The organism is Clostridium sp. UBA2485 (assembly GCF_002341865.1).
In the GTDB taxonomy this organism is placed as follows: domain Bacteria; phylum Bacillota; class Clostridia; order Clostridiales; family Clostridiaceae; genus Clostridium_J.
The window spans coordinates 38,240-57,578 of the sequence record NZ_DDOV01000081.1 but is presented as its reverse complement, the minus strand read 5'-3'; the positions used below and the strand labels follow the sequence as shown (position 1 = coordinate 57,578).

General features: G+C 27.7%; 31 protein-coding genes. 26 read left to right on the top strand and 5 right to left on the bottom strand.

Annotated elements, in window-relative coordinates; all coding sequences use genetic code 11:
* Positions 1-56: 56 nt before the first annotated feature.
* From B3603_RS16530 to B3603_RS16510, 5 genes are all read right to left on the bottom strand, one after another.
* The gene (locus B3603_RS16530) at positions 57-1,175 is read right to left on the bottom strand and encodes a replication initiation protein (protein ID WP_291566930.1); all 1,119 of its coding nucleotides are present in this window, start codon (positions 1,173-1,175) and stop codon (positions 57-59) included.
* A gap of 444 nt (positions 1,176-1,619) precedes the next feature.
* A complete protein-coding gene (locus B3603_RS16525; RefSeq protein WP_291566927.1) occupies positions 1,620-2,405 on the bottom strand; it encodes a MerR family transcriptional regulator in 786 nt (261 codons plus the stop codon).
* A gap of 396 nt (positions 2,406-2,801) precedes the next feature.
* Positions 2,802-3,968 (bottom strand): hypothetical protein, encoded by a 1,167-nt coding sequence (locus B3603_RS16520; protein ID WP_291566925.1) that lies wholly within the window; start codon positions 3,966-3,968, stop codon positions 2,802-2,804.
* 1 nt (position 3,969) lies between these two features.
* Positions 3,970-4,254, bottom strand: a complete 285-nt coding sequence (locus B3603_RS16515) for a hypothetical protein (RefSeq protein ID WP_291566923.1) — start codon at positions 4,252-4,254, stop codon at positions 3,970-3,972.
* A gap of 318 nt (positions 4,255-4,572) precedes the next feature.
* Positions 4,573-5,217, bottom strand: a complete 645-nt coding sequence (locus B3603_RS16510) for a restriction endonuclease (RefSeq protein ID WP_291566921.1) — start codon at positions 5,215-5,217, stop codon at positions 4,573-4,575.
* Between the two features lie 195 nt (positions 5,218-5,412).
* On the opposite strand from B3603_RS16510, the gene B3603_RS16505 reads away from it, so the two are divergent.
* From B3603_RS16505 to B3603_RS16380, 26 genes are all read left to right on the top strand, one after another.
* Positions 5,413-5,619 carry a hypothetical protein gene (locus B3603_RS16505; protein WP_291566920.1) on the top strand — a complete coding sequence of 69 codons (207 nt, stop codon included), beginning with the start codon at positions 5,413-5,415 and terminating at the stop codon, positions 5,617-5,619.
* The gene (locus B3603_RS16500) at positions 5,588-7,237 is read left to right on the top strand and encodes an FtsK/SpoIIIE domain-containing protein (RefSeq protein WP_291566918.1); all 1,650 of its coding nucleotides are present in this window, start codon (positions 5,588-5,590) and stop codon (positions 7,235-7,237) included. The genes B3603_RS16505 and B3603_RS16500 overlap by 32 nt, the downstream gene beginning before the upstream one ends.
* A gap of 3 nt (positions 7,238-7,240) precedes the next feature.
* Entirely contained in the window at positions 7,241-7,825 is a 585-nt protein-coding gene (locus B3603_RS16495) for a hypothetical protein (protein ID WP_291566916.1), read from the top strand.
* 708 nt (positions 7,826-8,533) lie between these two features.
* Complete coding sequence (locus B3603_RS16490) at positions 8,534-8,896, top strand: hypothetical protein (protein ID WP_291566913.1); 363 nt, start codon at positions 8,534-8,536, stop codon at positions 8,894-8,896.
* Between the two features lie 120 nt (positions 8,897-9,016).
* A complete protein-coding gene (locus tag B3603_RS16485; RefSeq protein WP_291566912.1) occupies positions 9,017-9,205 on the top strand; it encodes a SpoIIIAC/SpoIIIAD family protein in 189 nt (62 codons plus the stop codon).
* A gap of 15 nt (positions 9,206-9,220) precedes the next feature.
* A complete protein-coding gene (locus B3603_RS16480; RefSeq protein ID WP_291566910.1) occupies positions 9,221-9,466 on the top strand; it encodes a hypothetical protein in 246 nt (81 codons plus the stop codon).
* 40 nt (positions 9,467-9,506) lie between these two features.
* Positions 9,507-9,761: a hypothetical protein gene (locus B3603_RS16475; protein ID WP_291566909.1), complete on the top strand. Its 255-nt coding sequence runs from the start codon at positions 9,507-9,509 to the stop codon at positions 9,759-9,761.
* Between the two features lie 2,778 nt (positions 9,762-12,539).
* Entirely contained in the window at positions 12,540-12,731 is a 192-nt protein-coding gene (locus tag B3603_RS16470; protein WP_291566908.1) for a hypothetical protein, read from the top strand.
* A 120-nt stretch (positions 12,732-12,851) separates the two neighbouring features.
* Entirely contained in the window at positions 12,852-13,118 is a 267-nt protein-coding gene (locus tag B3603_RS16465) for a hypothetical protein (RefSeq protein ID WP_291566907.1), read from the top strand.
* Between the two features lie 14 nt (positions 13,119-13,132).
* The gene (locus tag B3603_RS16460; protein ID WP_291566906.1) at positions 13,133-13,429 is read left to right on the top strand and encodes a hypothetical protein; all 297 of its coding nucleotides are present in this window, start codon (positions 13,133-13,135) and stop codon (positions 13,427-13,429) included.
* A 29-nt stretch (positions 13,430-13,458) separates the two neighbouring features.
* Complete coding sequence (locus B3603_RS16455; protein WP_291566905.1) at positions 13,459-13,731, top strand: hypothetical protein; 273 nt, start codon at positions 13,459-13,461, stop codon at positions 13,729-13,731.
* A 3-nt stretch (positions 13,732-13,734) separates the two neighbouring features.
* Entirely contained in the window at positions 13,735-13,971 is a 237-nt protein-coding gene (locus B3603_RS16450; RefSeq protein ID WP_291566904.1) for a hypothetical protein, read from the top strand.
* A gap of 39 nt (positions 13,972-14,010) precedes the next feature.
* Positions 14,011-14,286: a hypothetical protein gene (locus tag B3603_RS16445; protein ID WP_291566903.1), complete on the top strand. Its 276-nt coding sequence runs from the start codon at positions 14,011-14,013 to the stop codon at positions 14,284-14,286.
* Between the two features lie 14 nt (positions 14,287-14,300).
* Positions 14,301-14,567, top strand: coding sequence for a hypothetical protein (locus tag B3603_RS16440; RefSeq protein WP_291566902.1), 267 nt, complete (start codon positions 14,301-14,303; stop codon positions 14,565-14,567).
* 31 nt (positions 14,568-14,598) lie between these two features.
* A complete protein-coding gene (locus B3603_RS16435) occupies positions 14,599-14,799 on the top strand; it encodes a hypothetical protein (protein WP_291566901.1) in 201 nt (66 codons plus the stop codon).
* A 22-nt stretch (positions 14,800-14,821) separates the two neighbouring features.
* Positions 14,822-15,256 (top strand): DUF7659 family protein, encoded by a 435-nt coding sequence (locus B3603_RS16430; protein ID WP_291566900.1) that lies wholly within the window; start codon positions 14,822-14,824, stop codon positions 15,254-15,256.
* A gap of 62 nt (positions 15,257-15,318) precedes the next feature.
* Positions 15,319-15,639, top strand: coding sequence for a hypothetical protein (locus B3603_RS16425; protein WP_291566899.1), 321 nt, complete (start codon positions 15,319-15,321; stop codon positions 15,637-15,639).
* Positions 15,640-15,646: 7 nt separating this feature from the next.
* Positions 15,647-15,883, top strand: coding sequence for a hypothetical protein (locus tag B3603_RS16420; protein ID WP_291566898.1), 237 nt, complete (start codon positions 15,647-15,649; stop codon positions 15,881-15,883).
* Positions 15,852-16,124 carry a hypothetical protein gene (locus B3603_RS16415; RefSeq protein ID WP_291566897.1) on the top strand — a complete coding sequence of 91 codons (273 nt, stop codon included), beginning with the start codon at positions 15,852-15,854 and terminating at the stop codon, positions 16,122-16,124. Before B3603_RS16420 ends, B3603_RS16415 begins: the two co-directional genes overlap by 32 nt.
* Complete coding sequence (locus B3603_RS16410; protein WP_291566896.1) at positions 16,121-16,477, top strand: hypothetical protein; 357 nt, start codon at positions 16,121-16,123, stop codon at positions 16,475-16,477. The genes B3603_RS16415 and B3603_RS16410 overlap by 4 nt, the downstream gene beginning before the upstream one ends.
* Before the next feature lie 37 nt (positions 16,478-16,514).
* Positions 16,515-16,670 (top strand): hypothetical protein, encoded by a 156-nt coding sequence (locus tag B3603_RS16405; RefSeq protein ID WP_291566894.1) that lies wholly within the window; start codon positions 16,515-16,517, stop codon positions 16,668-16,670.
* A gap of 136 nt (positions 16,671-16,806) precedes the next feature.
* Positions 16,807-17,385 (top strand): hypothetical protein, encoded by a 579-nt coding sequence (locus B3603_RS16400; protein ID WP_291566892.1) that lies wholly within the window; start codon positions 16,807-16,809, stop codon positions 17,383-17,385.
* Between the two features lie 134 nt (positions 17,386-17,519).
* Entirely contained in the window at positions 17,520-17,678 is a 159-nt protein-coding gene (locus tag B3603_RS16395) for a hypothetical protein (protein WP_291566889.1), read from the top strand.
* Between the two features lie 63 nt (positions 17,679-17,741).
* A complete protein-coding gene (locus tag B3603_RS16390; RefSeq protein WP_291566887.1) occupies positions 17,742-18,308 on the top strand; it encodes a hypothetical protein in 567 nt (188 codons plus the stop codon).
* A 58-nt stretch (positions 18,309-18,366) separates the two neighbouring features.
* The gene (locus B3603_RS16385; RefSeq protein ID WP_291566885.1) at positions 18,367-18,900 is read left to right on the top strand and encodes a hypothetical protein; all 534 of its coding nucleotides are present in this window, start codon (positions 18,367-18,369) and stop codon (positions 18,898-18,900) included.
* A 1-nt stretch (position 18,901) separates the two neighbouring features.
* Positions 18,902-19,240: a hypothetical protein gene (locus tag B3603_RS16380; protein WP_291566883.1), complete on the top strand. Its 339-nt coding sequence runs from the start codon at positions 18,902-18,904 to the stop codon at positions 19,238-19,240.
* The last annotated feature ends 99 nt before the right edge of the window (positions 19,241-19,339 follow it).

Below are 19,339 nucleotides of genomic sequence, written 5' to 3'. Positions count from 1 at the left end.
TGCAATATGAAATATACTATTGTAACTAAATGCGAATTTCTACTTCTCTTTTATTTTTATTCATTATCCCATTCTTCCCAACCTAACAATTGATTTTCTAATTTGTCCCAATCGTAGCTCCTCTGAGAATAATCATTAAAAGTCATTTGTTTATATTTATTACTTTGTTTATTTGACTTAACCGACTTTTTCTTATAGTTAACTTTTTTATTCTTATGCCAGTTACTTTTAACTGCAGATAATAGTATTGCTATAAAAACCCCTTCTTCTCCTAATGTTTTATAATAATAGTCTTTAGCACATGAATAGTTTAAAATTAAATATTCTCTAATATCCAGAATTTCATCTTGTGCTTTAAACCCTGCTCTGCACGCCTTTATAACTTTCTCAATATCCTCATTATTGATTTTTTCTTTTATTGTATTCTTTATAAATATTTCATCTATTTCATTGCTATCTAGATCTAAAGCCAATTCATTTTTTTGTGGATTGATCAAATCAGTCTTTTTGTTTATAGTGAAATATATATGTGTAACTTTTCTACCAGTCTTTTCAACGTTATAATCAAACATAATATCACTGCTTGAGTTTATTTCAGATTTACATACTTCCAACACGTATTTTTTAAAGTTGGCGAAATTTTGATAGGTTTTAGGGCAATCTAGCTTGCGTTGCAAGTTTTCTATGGCATCTTTTCTCCAACCAGTATCTTCAAAGCTTTTGAGATAATAATACATTCTTTGACTATAACTAGAGCCAAAATTGAGGGTGTATTCTATATCATAGTAAATCTTTTTCTTAACTTCATATAGCAATTTTTTTAAATCAGGATCTATGTTAACTTTGATTTTACCTTCTTTTGGAATATAATGAATTTTACTAAACCATACGTAATAAATTTCTTCATCTTTTTCCTTGTCAACTATATAAAATCCCTTTCCTTCAAAGCTTTTGGCTGCTTTTTTCAAATCTCTATATAAATTAGATGTATCAACTTTGTAAAGATGTTTATATTTATCAACTGATATTTCATATTGATATGCTTCGTCATTTTGTATCTCAGTAAAGAGCATATCCAGTATGTCATTTTGTTTAGTTGTTAAAGAAAATCTTGCCTCTATAATGCTGTCTGAGCGAACTGCTATATTTCTCTTGACATCATTTTTACCTGCCATAGCTAACATCCTTTCAATCAATATAATCATATATTAATATTAGTCAACTTTGTTTTCAACCGACAATTACTTATAGTTTGNNCAAACTATAAGTAATTGTCGGTCTTAACTATATATCTTTTGATGATTTGATAGTTATTCACATTTTATCAACATATAAGAAAATGTCGGTCTTAATTATAAGCGATTGTCGGTAGATAGACCGACATTTTCTTACCGACTTTTTCTTACAATAGCCGACATTATCTTATAGCAAACCGACATTTTCTTATATTTAAAGTCACGCACCCATTGGAATTAATAAGGTTTGGGCATGTCTACTATATATACTATAGTTAGTTTATTACTATATAGAGTAATAGTATATATCTATTATAAGAAAATGTCGGTATTAAAGTACATATAAATCAAATCAGAAAAGTTTTAATTGTAAGAAAATTACAGTTAAGATAGTTTTTCATTTTTACGATTAAATAGTTTCTTAAAGAATCCTTTATTTTTCTCTTTTTCAAGTTCTTTTTGAAGATCTTCTTGCACCTTTTTATGTTCATCCATACTATTTTTAAAAAGTTCTATTCTATCAAGGTCTTTTTCTATAAATTTTTTCTCTTGCTCGTCCATAGTATGTTTTAAGTCATCTAATTGACCTTCTAAGGCATTGTCAATTTTAGACGATAAATTTATCTCTAAGACATTTAATTGCTCTTTAGTGGCTTCTGAACTTGTTTTAAATGACTCCGATAGCTGTTCTTGTATATTATTTGTAATTGTTACTGATAGTTCATCAACAATGGAATTTTTCATGTTCATCATTTCATTAGAAAACTGTTCAGCTAATTTACTAGCTAACATTTCAACAATTTGTTCATTTTGATTATATTGTATCATTTCTTCGGCTTTTTGGGTTTCTTCTGCCATTTTTATCTTACGTTCTTTTAAAATTTCCAAATCATCTGCTATTAACTCTTCAATTTTTTTGCTATTTAAATCTTTATCTTTTAAGCTTTTTATTTTTCTAAGTATTTTAATCTCGTAAATGCTAAAACATCTGTCTTTTTTGTTGTTGATTCTTTCAACTAGAGCATCTAATTTATATCTCTTACACCAATATGTTATTTTTGAACTTCTTGCATCAAGCTCTTGAGTAACTTGAGACATAGTAAATTGTGGCTCAAATTCATCTTCATCATTACAATACAAAACATCTATAAAAGTATCGTCACTTTTCATTAACATTCACCTCACTTTGATTATTATAACATATAACTTTAAATCCAATCACATTATAAGTAATATTAACAAATTATTTACTTTAGGTCTACTTTGGATACATTAAAAGCCTTGATTTACAATACAAATTTAACTTTGGTTGTAATAAAAGTTGATTCAAAGCAAACAGGTAATTTTTGCATTTTCTTATGTGTGAAAATGTTATTTTAAAATAAAAAAAAGTATGAACTATTTCTATTATAGCTCATACTCTCAATTTTTCTTACTATAGTGTTATTAAATACTTAGCATACTCTTGTTACACTTTTGCTATTTTATTGTTAAAGACTTTATATAAGGTTGTAACTTCTTATCATTTTCGTAGTATACTCTTGCTATACTTTTGATATAAGCTTGTTAACCGAATATATCACTAAAGAAATCATCATCTTCTAAAATGTCATCTATATCTGGAGCAACCTCTTTTGTATTTTTAGATGAGATTGACTGTGCAGCTATCTCACTTTCAATTTCAATTTTCAAGTCTACAGCTCTTTGAGATTTAGCAGGTTTATTCTCTCTAGATTTTTTATCATCTTCCAAGCTTTCTTGAATCATTTGTATATCCTCTAAAATGGAATCAATAGGTATACCTGTAGCCATAACAAAGTTACAGTAAGGATTTACTCCCTCAATAACTTCATTTTCATAGTTAAATTCATTTATTATGTCTTGAGAGTCTAAATCTGTATCGTTTTTTAATGAAATAAGCAAATTTTTACAAGACATATTACTAATTTTAGCAAATATGCTAGAAGATTTAGCAGCTTCTAGTGCAATTCTTGCGTCTGATATATTATCTGGCAACTTGTACATAACTGCAATTTTAGATAAATTTTCTTTATCATCTTTTGAGCCTTTTACGGTATACATTTTTTCTCTATCCTTAGTATCTATAGTACCGTTTTCATCTCCAACACAAATATCATAACTTAAGTTTATCAACTCAGCAAACTCATTGTTGATTTTTGAGTAATCATCAGTAGCTTTTCTAGAGTAGTTGTTGATTACATACATAAAATCATATGCATCAGAATTGCTTATCATTTCATTCCAATAGGCTAATGCATTTTCTTTACCTATTTTGCTTTTTAGCTCCCAAGACGGTAAAACAGAAATACCAATTACTTTTTTATCTAATTTAGCAGCTTGTATTGTTCTTCTTAGTCCTTTCATAAGTGGTATAGCTGATCCACCTCCAGTCCCTCCATCTGTTGAGTGAGCTACATATATAGCTCTCTGTCTTTGATATCCTTTTAAAATGTCGTCTATTATATTTGCACCATGAAGAGACATGTATTCTTTAGATAGTTTTTGATCTCTTCCACAGCCATCTGCATTAGGAATAACAAAGTAATTGTCTGCTATATTTTTATTCTTATCATTTTTTAATGCCATAATATCTTTTAAAGATGAGTTTATATAGTAACTTAAAAATCTTCTTTTAGATTTAGTTACCACGCAGTCAGCTATATTATTACCAGCTTGTCCATGTCCTATAAACAAAATTTCATTTTTTTTCATTTTATAAATTACCTCCATTTGATTCCTTTATGATTTTAACACCACTTGCATTAATTAACTCTAGTTTACCTAACTCTGTCATATAAAAAGTTTCAGCACATCCATTTTTAGCACCTTTTTCAATATATTTGAGTTTCAGCAATTCTTTAGTTGTTTTTCTTATTTTAGAGTAACTTAGTTTACTTTCAGTTATAAGATCGTTCATTGTTAGAGCTTTTAACTTACTATAACAGCGGTTCTTTCTAAGTATGTCTAATATTTCATAATCACTTCTATTTAGTTCCATAATTAGTTTAAATCACCTACTTTTACTAAAACTTTGTAATTTCATTATAGTATATTGTTATGCTTTTTACAATATTTTGTTACTATTTCTTATAGTTTTATTAAATACTTGGTATTACTTAGCAATATATTGCTAATTTATTATTATTTTATTGTTATTTATTTGTATAGTTTTATTAATTTCTTGTCATTTTCTTGCTAACTCTTTGCAATCTCTTGTTACTTTCTTGTTATAGTATATTTCGGAACGTAGATTTAGATAAAAAATCACTTTAGGTCAACTTTGCTTGTATTAAAAGTTGACCTAAAGTGATTTATGTTAATTGCAAGGATTCAGCTCTCTATTATTGAATATATTGGTGCTTCTAATTATTATGTGTGGAATTCTCTCTGGACTTATAGCTAAAAGTTTTTTTAGTATATCACTCATATCCCACAATTCAAGACTGTCAACCATTCTTTCCACTTCGTATGCATTTTGATGATAAGAGCCTGTGTTTATGAATATGGCTTTTTCCACTCCAAATTGCCTGCAAGAACCTAGCAGTTTTTGAACTTCAACCCGTCCTATATAATTATTTTCAGCATAGTGCTTACATTCAACAAATATTTCAGAATTTAGGACTAGATCTCTTCCATAATCGCCTCCAGCTGGGGTAAGCTCTACAAAATAGCCTAAAGCTTTAAATAATTCAGCACAAAATATTTCAAACTGCCTAGGTTGCATTTCTCTTATAATTTTTTCTAGCTCATTATAGCTATATCCACATTTTTTAGCCTTTCTATAGTTTTTTACATATCTAAAAATATAATATGTGCCTTCAGCAGCAGCTCGGAGTATGGTCATAGCTATGAGAAACAACATATATAATGATTTACCTGCTAATTTAAATATAAATCTAATTGATTTAGCAATCAATTTTTCCTGTGTTCTTGTAAAAAGATAGCTTTTTCTTCTACCCATTTTATCACTCCTGTCAATATCTCGTGTGTTAGACCACTAAACTATTTAGTTATCTACACTATATTCCATTTTACTTTAATTATTAGTTAGTATTCTTTAATTCAGAAAAACTATACATATCGCCTTGTAACAGATTTTAAGGTGAAAGCATAAAGTATAGTATAACTAATATTAAATGTTATGGAGGTGCTATGTGTGCCATTAGAAGTAATTGGAGTAGGCGTTTTCTTAACGGGATATTCTGTGTATGCATATTTTAAAATACATAGAATAAAAAATAATAGCAAGAAAAAGAAAATTGTTTATTATAAAGTAACAGACAAAGTTAAAAGAGTTAAAAAACTAAATCACATTGTCAATGAAAGTGTAGGTGGTAAAAAAGGTGATACTTTCTTTAAATAAAAAGACGGGTAATAATAAACGAAAAAAAGATATAGATAAAAACATTTTAAAGCAAGAAAACAAACAAATAAGAAAGTTGATTGAAGATTGGCGAGAAGTAATGTTTCAGACCAAGACCTTTAATGATTATTACGAAACATTCACTTTTGATGATATTAAAAAAGAAGTGTATGGATTTCGTGCTAGTTTATACTGTCCTAAAGGACTAACATTTAAATCTTTAGAAAAGATACAAGATGTGATAGAAGATAATTTACATTGTATATTTATTTATAATAAAAATAGGTTCGACGAGTGTATGGAAGTAAAAATCGTAAAAAATATTTCAAAGGATATTAAGTTTAAACCTTCTCAAACAAAACCTTATGAAATTTATATAGGCAATCAATTTGATGGGACACCTATAATTGTTAACTTGAACGATTGGTGTCAGGTATTACTATCAGGCACAACAGGTAGTGGGAAGTCTAAGCTTTTAGATTGTGCTTTAGCTACTCAGGTATACAATCACCTACCAGAAGATCTGCAGTTATTCCTGATTCAGCTTGATAAATGTGATTTAGCTTTATATGAAGATGCTAGAATATGCAAGGGATTCGCTGATAATTTAGATAAAGCAATAGTTGTTTGCGAGTATTTAATGACTACCTTAGATAAACGCAATGAATTAGTGAGAAGTGTTAAGAAAAAAGGGCTTGGGAGTAATATAACAGATTACAATAGACTCAATCCAATGAATGCCCAACCGACAGTTTGGGTGGTGCTAGATGAAATGGCTAGTATACGTGAGAAACCTTCAGATTCCGATGAAGTAAAATATAAGAAAAAAGCAATAGATGATATGTTAGCAGCTATTGCACAACATGGAAGAAGTAGCAATGTGTTTTCAATAAATTGTATTCAAAGACCTACAGCGAATTTGTTAAATAGCTTTATAAAATCAATGTGCAATTTAAATATATCATTTCGTCAAAGCAATAGTAAATCTTCAGAGGTTGCAACTGACGATGCAAATATTGCTTTAGGTTTAGAAAAGAGAGTCGCAGTGTACAAATTATTGTCATATGATTTTTTACAAACTCCTTGGGTTGATGATCCATTGATTATGAAATATATAAAAAAGATGTTGATGCCAAATCATTCTACTATTTTTGAAACTAAATGGGGAGAACAAAGACTTAAGGAAGTCAAAGACATGATGGGAAAGAAAGAAGATAGGAAGAAATCAAAATCTAATAAACAAGATAATAATAACTTAAAAGAATCAACAGAAAATTTAGGGAAAGAAAACATAGCGATAGAAATAGATTTAAAGAAAAGAGAAGAAGAGTTAAAGTTGTATGAAGAAAAGTTGCTTAAAAAGGCTTTGACCTTACAGAAACAACAAGATGAACTACAAAAGCAGCAAGAGTTAAAAATTAAAAAAGAGCAACCAATTAATGATAAATTTAGCCAAGTTGACCCAAAAATACATGAAATAAATAAAAAAAATATTGAAAACATACCTAATTTTGTACCTTATATGCCATTGAATTCGAATGTTACTGTAATAGATAAGACAAAATATAACCCAAAAGAAACCTGTAAGCCAGTTAAAACAGGGAAGGAGAAGATATAAAAAGTGATTACAGATAAAGATAGAAAAGTATTAAGATATGTTGATGAGTTTGGTTTCATAACTATAAAACAATGTTATTATTTAGTATACTCCCATATGGTTAATGGATATGAGTATGCGAGGACTAGATTGCAAAGATTAGTTAAAGAAAAGAGATTAAAAATAATTACTAATTCTGCTTTAAAACTTAAATTGTTTATTCCGAATGATAGTAATAAATCTTCCATTTCTGAACATCGAATTTATTTGATGGACTTTTATTGTGAGTTAATTAAAAATAATGTAACCATAGAATATTTTAAGCCAGAAAAAGAATGGCTTAATGGGAAGTATAGATCAGATGCTCTTTGTATTTATAGATATGGAGACTATAGATTCAGAAGCCTAATAGAAGTAAACAAAAGTAATAATAGACTAGATCTAAATAGATTTGAAAATGCTGCAGAAGAAATAATGGAATGTTGTGGTGGTAAGTTACCGAATATAATTCTGCTAGATGATAGAAAGCATAAATCTTATGATACAGATATGTTTACTGTTATTAGATTAGATTACAAACTTAATAATTTTGGAGAGATATTTTTATAATATCTCTCTTTTTAGCAATTGATGATGAGGTATAACATCAGGTATAAGTGATAGTGTAATTCTATGTACAAGTAATAGCATAAGTTAATCCTGTTGACTACTTGAATTGATAGCTTTTAACGTTGAGGTTAAGCCATTTCCAACTTGCAATAAGATTGGGAATGTATATGTACAATCGAGAGGACAGTCACGCCCTTGGTGCTGCTGGCAGGTGACACACATTGCATGTCCATTTCTAACAAAAACCTAATTACAAAAAATATAAAACATGTAACAAAAATACAGTAAAGTGAATAGTATACAGTATAGTATTCTACAAAAGATAGATACAATGACAAAAGTTTTAAATATTAACAAAAGCTTTTTACAATTACTTTTGTAAAATATTTTATTGCTTGATATTGTATATAATTTGTTTTTATTTAAACTTTAAATATTTAATATAGACTTATGTTAGAGCTACTAACACCTTAGCTAAATTGATTATTGTTTATTATTTAATGTAAGACAGTAAGGTTCAAGAGGTAGTTCTCGTATAATCTACTTGTGTTATGTTGAGGTATAAATAGTAGTTAGTTTAGTTAAAGCTGCTAGTAAACTCTAAACATAAGATTTATATTAAGTAGTTTAAAGATTTAAATAGAAATATAGATTATATAGCAGTAAATAGAGATTTATAAAATATTGGATAACTAAAGGAGATTGAGTATGAACTATTTGATTAATTTATTTAAAGAACTAATTTGTCTTCTAGTATTAATAGAAGTTTGTAGCTTTATGCTGCATTTAGTGCTACGACGCACTTTTATAGGAAAGATATTATTTATTTGCAAAAGAACAGGAGTAAGTTATTTACAAAGAAGAATAAGCTTATGGAAATGGGGAATAAGCAAAACACATAAGTGTGCGAAATCAATTAAAAACGTAATTCAAAACACGATTGAAAGTTTATATGAAAAAATTAAAAACCAAGAATCAATAGACAATGAAAATTCTGAAAGAGTGGTGAATGAAGGAAATATTATAGATTTAGATACTGCTAAACAACTTAGGTATAAATGGCATAAATAAGTTTACGTGTATAGGAGAATATCTTATACACCTCTTAAAGCTAATCTCAGAGAAAATAGGAAGGTTGGCTTTAAAAAGTGTATAAGGTATTCCAAAGAATTATGAGTCGGAGGGATATATATGAATCTAACTGGAACAATCATAACTTTAGCTAGTGCTGGTGTTGTAAGTGCATTTGCAGAAGGAATATGTGAAAAGGTTAATAAGCCCGATTATGCTCAGTTTGTTAGAATAGGTGGATTTGCAATAGCAGGAAGTACAATTGTAGCATCTGTAGTTACATTTTTCAAAACTCTCAATGAATTATAGAGAGAGGGTGAGTATATGACATTGGCAATATTATGTGGCAATATAATAAGAACAGGAGCAGTGACTTTACTAGGTGATATAGCAATGCAGGCATTAGACCAAAAAGACTATTCACGTTTAATTAAATTCACAGGCGTAAGTGCAGTTACTGTTGATGTGGTAGCTTATATAAAATACTTAGAACAAAATCCTCCATTGCTATTTAAATTAATTGCAAAAATGGGAGAGGGGATTGGTGCAATATTAGATTTCTTTAGTTAATTTAGAAATATATAAGGAAGTGTATTATACTTTGGAATATATGGGCGATATGATTATTAGAAGGGCTGAATTAGAAAAGTTAAGTAATAATGTTAGAGATGTTACAAACATAGTGTTATATGGTGGATTAAGTGCAATGATAGCAGGTAATATAATATCTGAAACCATTGTAGCTGAGATTATAGTAATTGGAATAGTAAATAAGAGCGTAAAGTATTTGATGAGAAATAGAAAAAAATTAATTAGCAATATTAAGACAAAGTTAAATATAAAAGAAATGATAGTAAATCAATGAAGTTTTTATTAGTTGAGATTATGGGTAGAGATTATGATTAAGTTAATTATAAGTCTCTGCCTATCTTTTTTCATATAATTGGACATGCTTAAATTTAGACAAGCTATCATAGGTACGAGTGAGGTGTTTCGATAGGGGGTGAGTAGAGAGTATTTTTGGAGTGGTTTTAGATAGGCTAGTCCTATTGTAAAATGAGTTTTGAGATAGGGGAGAGTAATTGGTCGGATAAGGTGTTGAGAGCTTGTATCGTGTTAATGTAGGAGCTGTAATAGGTAAGGAGTTATAAGTGGGTGAATAGGGGTAAAATTGGGTTGATTTGAGGGTGAGTTTTGGTAGGGGTAGTAAGGGAATTTACGAAACGGTTTACGAGTGGGGAAATGCAGTCGTTGTGGGGTAGGTTTGTCATGTGAGATGAAGTGTTGAGGGTGTTAATTGACTATCATTATCAATAAGAAATGTAAATACACCCCCCATATTCCGACAAAATAAAACAAGTTAGGTGGATATAATTATATAGTTATACACACCTAATAATTACATTTTATGGAATAACTGACTATAGGTATAATTGAATGATATACCACACTAAAGGGTGTTTGTTACTATATATAATTTATGCAAGTTTTAGCAATGTGACTTGCAAGTATATTTTCGGAAAAAAGTGCAGGATTTTGAACAAACACTTTCATAATTAAATACGAATATTATTTCAAATATCAACACTAACATTCACAAAATTCCATACAAATATTTTACACCACTGAAAAATATCTACCTTCCAACCACCAAAAAATTCCATACCATTCCAACTCCATAACAATATAAAACACAAACATTCAAACCAAAACACAACCCAACATTCGCATTTTTATTTTTACATCTTCTTATGCTCATTCACTCACCAAGTCAATAAAAAAATACAACGACAAAAAAAGAGCATAAAAAAAGTTATGATTGGGATAAACTATTACTTTTAAAGTTTTGGGTACAAGTCATACCTTTACCTTTAAAACATAATTCAACTCTTTTTACACTCTCTTATAACATTATAGACATTCTTTTTTTTAATATACACTTCCATAGACTCCAAAATTTCCACTCTACAAAACCACACCTATTTAAAAGCACCCTAACACGCTCAACACAACTACAACAACACTTTTCTATATCAATTAAATACAACGCTTCAAAACGCTTATTATAACGTTTATAACCCATCCACAAATTTCACTAAAAAAATTCACAACTCACAATAAAAGTCAATAGTAATTGATTTAATATTTTTAATTTTATTTCTCCAAAACCATATAAAACATTTGTCAAATAGTGTATAATTATAAATGGAGGTGATAGGAAGATGTTAGAATATGAAACACTCCTAATACTTAAAACTCTTCTCGAAATATTACTAATTATAATTACCATTATAATAGCAATATACAACTTTATTATTAGCGGTAATAAAGATGAAGAGAACAAGTAAATAGTAGAGGTTAGGGTATTTAATACCCTTCCTTCCTACACCACCTTAAATACATTCTAACATCTTTTAATGCATATGAAAACATCTAAACGTAACTTAATTTATTTATTAACCTTATGTAATACTTTTATACTACTATTTACGTCTAATATTATCTTAAAGAGTATTACAACACTTATACTACTAATAGTATTCTTACTAACAAAAGACAAGGCTAAACATACAACAAAGGGCAAATAGACGTCATAAACTTAATATATAAGACCAGTGGATCAAATACTCACTGGTCTTCATTTTTTACATATACTACTATAATATGTATTACTGCTATTAATGAATCTAATACTATCTATTTAAAAGACGAATAGAAAAGATATTAAAAATATTAAATTAATACTTGTAATTTGTATTCATATGGGTTATACTAGTATTAACAGGTTAAGGGAAACAACAAAACCTTAACAACATCTACTTAACGCAAATAGGATATACTTTCTTCAATATTTTATTTGTAAACTAAAGATAAGGGCTAAACACATCAATAGCTCAATATATTAAAAATATTAAATTATTATTTCGTAACTTTAAATCTAAAATATTAGATTTTATACAATAACTTACAATTTAATGACTAGAATGTATTGGAAACAAATTCCGTATAGTGGTTTGTAATAGGAGGATACAAGCAACATACACTTAAATGCTCTTTGATAACTAAATATAGAGGTTTGATAAAAACCGTTTTTACATCCTTGTAAAGCAATGGCAACTATGCTTGTAACGTAGGCATTGAAGAGGGTGCAAAATTAGCTAAAACCGACTAATGTGGGTACAATTAAAAGTGGAGGTATAAAGGGTATGTATTGTAGAGAATTGACAACATGAACATAACATAAGTATTGTGGCGACCTTAAAATCCTAGGGATATTGAAATGAGTAGATTGTAAATAAATAGAATAGAATTAATAATATGTATATTGATTTTAAATACTGTTATTGACATAGCACAATAGACAGATTGCAAACATTCTTTTATATCTAATATAAAGTTTGTTAAATTGCAACTTGAAAAGCTATGTAAAATTAGATTTAAATTTATGCAATACAGTATTTAAAAATGAATATATATTTAGGAGGTCATAACAATGGTTTTAATACAATATAAAGGCGGTTACTCAGAAACCGTTACAAAGAAGATTTTTGAGGGAATAATGTTAACCAAGAAGGGGTTAATACATACATACAAATATATTTAAAATACCAAATTTAAAATATTAAATTAAGGAGGCATAAAGATGAAATTAGAAGATTTGAAAAGCTTTATAACTACAGTAATTATTGAAGTTGAGGGAGTTCAATTTCAAAGAGAGTTCACTGACAAAGAGTTTTTAAAAAGAGAGGCAGTTCTTGAAGCATTAGAAATTAAAGGGGTTAAACATTGGCTTGAGCCTGACCCAAGAGAAAAGGATTTAGATATACCATGGTAAGAGAATAGAAGTCGAAACTAGAGTCTAATAACTCTAGTTTTAACAAGATGGCAACTTGTTAACTGATGATGGCAAGCCAATCAAGCAATAAAAATATTAAATTAAAAGGTGGTAATTAATATGATAAACTATACATTTTATGTATTTACAAATAGAAAAACAACAAGCAATTTAACATTACATCAAGCTATAGAGTTATACAAAAACACTAACACTCAAAATTATAAAGCTCTAGGAGCAACAAAAGACAATACAAGTTGCGACCTTATAAACAATTTAGAAGGTAATAGAATAAGCAATGACTACAAACACTTAGAAAGTTTTAAAAGTGACAACATGGTAAAAGTAAACATACTAAATATCTTAAAAAGAGAATTTAACATATAGTAGGAGGTTTAAAGATGAAAAAATCATACTTCAACATAGATAACGAAAAACCATACTTAGGATACACAAATGGAGAAACATGGAATGGTTGGGAATGTCCATATTTCACAAAGCAAGAAGCTGACAAAATAATTAGCTACTGTGTAGAAAACGAAATAAAAGCCTATTTCGATATAAGTAGAGATACTTATTATATCGAAACATCTGACGTATTAGAAGCCTACAAAGGGCATGACATAGTATATAACAACAAAACATTACATGTTTATGGAATTGGTTCTTGTGTTTGGTGTTGGACTAAAGTAGAATAATAAAAATAAAAAAGGAAGTGTAATAAAAAATGAGTAATATATTTGAACAAATAGCCGATTACATAGTAAAGAACACACAACAAAATAGCGTAGAAAGTGGATTTCAATATATAACTTACTATTCAGAAATAGAGAAAAAATTCAATGTTAAAATAGATAAAAATATAAATAACAAAATATTAACTGCTCTTGAAGATAGGGAAGAAATAGCAGACGTACAGGAAGACATTAGCGGTTATGATGTGGTGCTATTTACTAGCTACGCACCAAATTATAATTCAAAAGAATTTGAGGAGGTTTAATAAATGGAAGTATATATAGTTACTGAGGAAACAATTTACATGGAGAACAATCATGAAATAAATTTTAGTGTAGAGGTATTTAGACAATTGGAAAAAGCCCAAGAGTGTAAAGAAAAAATGATTAATGAGGTAAAACAAACATTTGGAGAAGACGGAGAAATTACCATTAACAGTAATCAATGGAGAATTGAAAGTGGATATGATAGTATAACGATTGCTTTAATGCAACAAGAAATTTAATAGAGCTTAGATTTTATATTAACAGGAGGGTATGAAAAAATGAATAAAAATTTGTTTGAAGAAATAGCAAAATATCTTGTAAAAACAGTACAAGAAGAAAGTGACGGTTCAATGTCAGGATTTCAGTATATTATAAGTAATGCTGACATACAAGAAAAATTCGGAAAAGAAATTGAAGAATATATTAATAATAAAATAATGGATGCATCTTTTGAAAGAGAAGAAATTGCAGATATATGTATTGATACAGATGGATTCGACGTTGTGTTATATACAGATTTTGCACCAAATTATATAGAGGAACAATGGAATTAATGGAGGGTTTGAAAATGAAAATAGCAAACTTAAATGATTTTATGAAAATAGCTGAAGAAAAAGGTTTGAATCAAAATGGAAATATAACAATTGATGACTATAATTTTTTAAATAAAGAAGTTAAGACATTACAAGAAAAGGGGATAGCATACACGATATTTACTATAATACATGAGAATGGTAAATATTTAATAGTACAAGGCTTGCGTAGAATCAATAGAATAGGACATATGGTTATAAAAGAAAATATTGACATTCCAAATGAAGGATTTGTTTATTAAAATAAATTAATATCTTAGGAGAAATGAAAAAATGTTAAATTTAGACTACGACCAACAAGCTTTATTGTATGCGGAAAAATACGGTATAGTAGATTACATAATAAAAAACGACAAAATGATTTACTATGAGAATTTCAGAATGGAGCATACCACATATAAATGTGAAGTATGCCTTACAACATTCAAAGAAAAAAGAACTGAGCTTAAAAGATATTATAGTAAATACAATTAATTTAAATAGGAGGTATTTAAACATGAAAGAAAATCTTTATAAAGAGTTAAAACAAAAACATCAAGAAGAGGTAAATAATTTTCCTATGTTCTTTGCTTTTAGCCAAAACCAATTTGACGAAGGAATGAAAAAAATAGGTTTAGAAGCTAGTGATACAGATAAAATCTATAGTTTAGGTGGTGGAGGTTTTTATAAAAAGTCTGATGCAGAAGCATTACATGAAATGTTTGAAAGACATGAAAAGGAAATGGAAAGTAAAATTAAAACTGATACAACTGGCGAAGGCTTCATATATGATATGTTTAAGTATGAATTAAATAATCACGAATACAGTTATACAGGCGAAATTGGCGATACCTTAGATTGTTTAGGTTTAACTATAGAAGATGTTAACAGTAATAAAGACTTAATACATGGATTAAATAAAGCATGTAAAGACATTTCAAATATAGAATAAAAAAGATATTCTATCAATTAGTAATAAATAAAAATATTAAATAAAGAAAAGAGGAACTAATTATGAAAATATTAAACTACACACCACATACGGTAAACATTATTATTTCAGAATCAGGAGAGATTTACAATTTCCTTTCAGTAGGCAATGCTAGGTGTATTCAAACTACAGTTCAAGTAGGAGAAATAAACAATATTCCTATAACTTCTACAAAGTTTGGAGAAGTGGAAGGACTACCACAAGAGCAGGAAGGAATTTACTACATAGTAAGTAGGCTTATTCTTCAAGCTTTACCACAAAGAAAGGACTTGTTAGTTCCTAACGAGGTTGTTAGGGATGAAGAAGGAAAAATAATAGGATGTAAGAGCCTAGCGAATAATTAATAATGGAGTGAGAAAAATTAAGTATTGGATAATAAAAGGCAAAAGAGCCACATTAAAAAGATTAGTTAAATTAGACATAGGAGAAGATACAGAGACAGAATACATTTATAATTTAAATAGTGGTGGCATTAAGTATGTGTTACAGAATGATGAGCTAATAACAGACGATGAAAGAGAAGAATTATTAAACTATAAAAGTGGAGGTATTAGAAATGAAAGCTATAAATACTTTAGAAGCTATTAAATTCATAGTGAGCAATGGGGGTTCTGATTACTATAGTAATTTATTAGTTAATCAGAATACAATTAATTACAAAGATGAAATAGGAGATATAAAACATCTTTTTAAAATATGGTTAGACGAATTTCAATGGAGTACAGAAGAAAAAACTTTTATGAATAATTATATAGCTCAACAAAAAAAGATTTTCCATCAATTAAGAGAAATATTAAATAATTTTAAAAATAGGAGGAATAAAAAATGAAGAATACTTTAAGTTTAAAACAAGTTTTATTAAGAGAGGATATAAAAGAAAATTTATTGACAAACTTATTTGTTAATAAAACCGAATTAGAATTAGCTATTGAAAAAACAATAGAAGACAAGAAAGAAAATTCAATATCTATAGAAATTAATAGGGGCGAAGATACACTAGTATTTGAAAATGCACTACATGTAGACAATTCTAAAAGAATTTACTTATTAGAAAGCAGACTTTTTGACAAGGAAAAGGATCAAATGTTAAATGCATATTTGGAAATAATCAAAATGGATGGGACTATAATACAAGAATGTATTGATGATGTTTGGAGTTATGCAAATTGGGAAATTATATAAAAATATTAAATTAATCATAAAATAGGAGGGATGAAAAATGAATAAAATTGTTTGCATTATTAGAGGTGGAAATGTACAAAAAATATACTCTTCCAATGAGAAAACAGAAATAAAAATTATCGACCTCGATAATGAAGTTTTAACAGATGAAGAAATAAAAAAAGAAATAGAAAATTTAAATTGTGTTTATTAAAAGATTAATAATATAAATGCAAATCATTTAAGACTACAGAAAAAAATAACTGTAGTCTTAAATCTTTATATGAGTTATTAGGAAAATTAATAATTGATATAAAGATTTAATAAAAATAAATGGAGGTTTTGGAATTATGAAAAAAATAAATATTACAATAGGTCAAAAGGTTGCAGTTTTAAACGCTGGGGATTTAGTGCCAACTTTATATAAAGGTGTAGTAAGAGGTTTTTATTACTCAAAATATGCACAATATGAAAATGCTTTATATATCTACATTCAACGTCCAAGAGCCAAAAGAATTGATAGGCTTGTATTACTAGAAACTAATATATTCTTTATTTTCGATGGTTATAACTTTAAAGAGACATGGAGAAAAGAAATAATGAAAGACACTAAAGAAGTGACACACTCATTACTTCACAAATGGACATATGAAGATTTAAAGGATAATAAGGATTTGATTTATTCTCATAGGTATGGAGAAAAATTCAATGTTAATGATAACTTTGAACGTTTCGCAGATGTGACTTGTGATTATATGATGCAAAATAATATAAGGCATTATGAAGCAACGACAAATGAAAATTATATAAATTATATTAAAGAAGTTATTCAAAACTATAACATTGATAGTTTAATTAAATACACTAAAAGTGAAGGTTATGTAGTATTGGAGAACTGCTTGAAACTAGCAACAAACTATGATTGGTAATGTGGATATAAAGGCTATAGGAAAAATTGAAACCTATAGCCTTCGTTATAAAACATAAATTTTAACATGAGCTATTAAATTATTAAATTAATAATTGATGTTAAAATTTATAATTAATAAATGGAGGGTTAGAAATGAGTAGAAATTCAAAGTCGTGTAATTATTGTTGTGGTCATAGTGAATGTAATGATTGTTTTGAAAGAACGTTTGATGTTGTAGGATTTGAAATTCAATGTACTAAGGGGAGTTGTTCAGAGTGTCCTTGCTATGGATGCGGAGAAGATGAAGAATAATCAGTAAATAAAATAACTAATTTATTATAATATTAAAAATAATTAAAAGTGAGGATGTTTAACATGAAAAAAGAATATATAATTGAACAAATGGCGGAAACAAGATGGTTTTATACATTTACAGATACAAACAGGAAAGGAGAAAAATTAATAATTGAATTAGACAAGTGCGAAGATTGGAAAGAAAATAAAAAATCATTACCTAAATTATGGCACAAAAACGGTCATATTGATAGAGTGTTAGAAACTTATTGGGGTATTGAAACATATGTCAAAGATACTGAAGGTAATAGTTACGGCATGTATAACCCACAAACTAAAAGAGAAAATGGAAAAAATGTCATAAATTTTGATTGGATGTTTGAAGCTACTGAGGAAAATAAAGAAAAGCTAATTAATGAAGTTTATAGACTATTTTCAAATGCTAAAGGGTTAACAGCAACACAAGAAAAAAACAAGAAAATAAAAGAGTATGCAATAAAAAACAATATTGATATGTATAAAACAATTCCAAAAGGATGGGAAGTATTAGACAGTTGTTTAACAGCTCCAAGAGGTACAGTTTGGATAAGTAATATGGCATCATTTATGAGTGGAAACTTGAAAAGAGGTATATTGTTTACAGATTAGTTTTAGTTAATAAAATTTATATAAATAAATACATAAATAAAAGGGAGTTGTTTTAGTTATGAGTAAAAGAAATTTAGACCAAGGCTATTTTGAAAGAGTTTTAGAAATAAATAATGAGTTTTATGAAAGCATGTTAAAAAGAAGTGAGTTAATAAGCAAAAGTTTCAATATATTCTTAGATTTTACACAAAAGCATTTTGGAAAAATAGAAAATTTTAATGTATATACTGAATATGAATTTAAAGATGAATATTTAAATGAAGATGAAACATTAAACAAAAGTAGATTTGCATTTGAAGCCGAAAATTATGAATTAAAAGATAATAATAAAATATTAATACAATACCCAATAAGGAGTCTAATAAAAGATTATCTATCCTTTGAACAATGGAGCATAATATTTGATATTGTTTATGGTAACTTAACACTAGATCAATTTTTAAGTGACAAAGAAAATAAAGCTAAATGGATAAATGAATTAATATTATTTTATCATCAATATAAGGAATATGGAGATTATAAAGACGTTGTATCTTATGCGAAGAATAAAGAAATAGAATTTAACAAGTATTTAGTAGTTGGAGGTAATTAATATGAATAATAATCAATTGAATGAAATGAATAAGGCTATAAAAACAGGAAATGTCTTAAAAGAACTTGCTAAAATAGAACTAAAAGAAAATAGAATATTCAAAGATACAGAAATAAAAAGGATTGTAAAAGAGTGTGATATAGATAACATAGTTAGGAAAGAAATAGACTTTGAAAAGGTGCTATTACAGAATATAGAATATCAAAATGCACATAAAGAAATGTTGGAATTCTTTGATGTGTTTGAGAAAGATAAAACAGAAGAGAACAAAGAAAAATTACTTCAATTAGTAGAGAAAAAAGACAGTGTTTATGATAAATTAAAAGCTAATTTTGATTAATTGTAGCATAACAGCCCACATATTTTAAAGCAGGAGCAAAGCCGATTTGCTTAATAAAAAATAAAGGTTTAAAAAATAATATTAAAATTATTAAATAAT

Coding starts and splice junctions, on each gene's coding strand:
- B3603_RS16445 (WP_291566903.1), top strand. CDS start 14,011: ATGAATAAAAATTTGTTTGAAGAAATAGCAAAATATCTTGTAAAAACA.
- B3603_RS16530 (WP_291566930.1), bottom strand. CDS start 1,175: ATGGCAGGTAAAAATGATGTCAAGAGAAATATAGCAGTTCGCTCAGAC.
- B3603_RS16395 (WP_291566889.1), top strand. CDS start 17,520: ATGAGTAGAAATTCAAAGTCGTGTAATTATTGTTGTGGTCATAGTGAA.
- B3603_RS16510 (WP_291566921.1), bottom strand. CDS start 5,217: ATGGGTAGAAGAAAAAGCTATCTTTTTACAAGAACACAGGAAAAATTG.
- B3603_RS16440 (WP_291566902.1), top strand. CDS start 14,301: ATGAAAATAGCAAACTTAAATGATTTTATGAAAATAGCTGAAGAAAAA.
- B3603_RS16380 (WP_291566883.1), top strand. CDS start 18,902: ATGAATAATAATCAATTGAATGAAATGAATAAGGCTATAAAAACAGGA.
- B3603_RS16415 (WP_291566897.1), top strand. CDS start 15,852: ATGAAAGCTATAAATACTTTAGAAGCTATTAAATTCATAGTGAGCAAT.
- B3603_RS16485 (WP_291566912.1), top strand. CDS start 9,017: ATGAATCTAACTGGAACAATCATAACTTTAGCTAGTGCTGGTGTTGTA.
- B3603_RS16425 (WP_291566899.1), top strand. CDS start 15,319: ATGAAAATATTAAACTACACACCACATACGGTAAACATTATTATTTCA.
- B3603_RS16460 (WP_291566906.1), top strand. CDS start 13,133: ATGAAAAAATCATACTTCAACATAGATAACGAAAAACCATACTTAGGA.
- B3603_RS16490 (WP_291566913.1), top strand. CDS start 8,534: ATGAACTATTTGATTAATTTATTTAAAGAACTAATTTGTCTTCTAGTA.
- B3603_RS16385 (WP_291566885.1), top strand. CDS start 18,367: ATGAGTAAAAGAAATTTAGACCAAGGCTATTTTGAAAGAGTTTTAGAA.
- B3603_RS16450 (WP_291566904.1), top strand. CDS start 13,735: ATGGAAGTATATATAGTTACTGAGGAAACAATTTACATGGAGAACAAT.
- B3603_RS16435 (WP_291566901.1), top strand. CDS start 14,599: ATGTTAAATTTAGACTACGACCAACAAGCTTTATTGTATGCGGAAAAA.
- B3603_RS16430 (WP_291566900.1), top strand. CDS start 14,822: ATGAAAGAAAATCTTTATAAAGAGTTAAAACAAAAACATCAAGAAGAG.
- B3603_RS16390 (WP_291566887.1), top strand. CDS start 17,742: ATGAAAAAAGAATATATAATTGAACAAATGGCGGAAACAAGATGGTTT.
- B3603_RS16400 (WP_291566892.1), top strand. CDS start 16,807: ATGAAAAAAATAAATATTACAATAGGTCAAAAGGTTGCAGTTTTAAAC.
- B3603_RS16475 (WP_291566909.1), top strand. CDS start 9,507: ATGGGCGATATGATTATTAGAAGGGCTGAATTAGAAAAGTTAAGTAAT.
- B3603_RS16410 (WP_291566896.1), top strand. CDS start 16,121: ATGAAGAATACTTTAAGTTTAAAACAAGTTTTATTAAGAGAGGATATA.
- B3603_RS16470 (WP_291566908.1), top strand. CDS start 12,540: ATGAAATTAGAAGATTTGAAAAGCTTTATAACTACAGTAATTATTGAA.
- B3603_RS16520 (WP_291566925.1), bottom strand. CDS start 3,968: ATGAAAAAAAATGAAATTTTGTTTATAGGACATGGACAAGCTGGTAAT.
- B3603_RS16480 (WP_291566910.1), top strand. CDS start 9,221: ATGACATTGGCAATATTATGTGGCAATATAATAAGAACAGGAGCAGTG.
- B3603_RS16405 (WP_291566894.1), top strand. CDS start 16,515: ATGAATAAAATTGTTTGCATTATTAGAGGTGGAAATGTACAAAAAATA.
- B3603_RS16525 (WP_291566927.1), bottom strand. CDS start 2,405: ATGAAAAGTGACGATACTTTTATAGATGTTTTGTATTGTAATGATGAA.
- B3603_RS16455 (WP_291566905.1), top strand. CDS start 13,459: ATGAGTAATATATTTGAACAAATAGCCGATTACATAGTAAAGAACACA.
- B3603_RS16465 (WP_291566907.1), top strand. CDS start 12,852: ATGATAAACTATACATTTTATGTATTTACAAATAGAAAAACAACAAGC.
- B3603_RS16515 (WP_291566923.1), bottom strand. CDS start 4,254: ATGGAACTAAATAGAAGTGATTATGAAATATTAGACATACTTAGAAAG.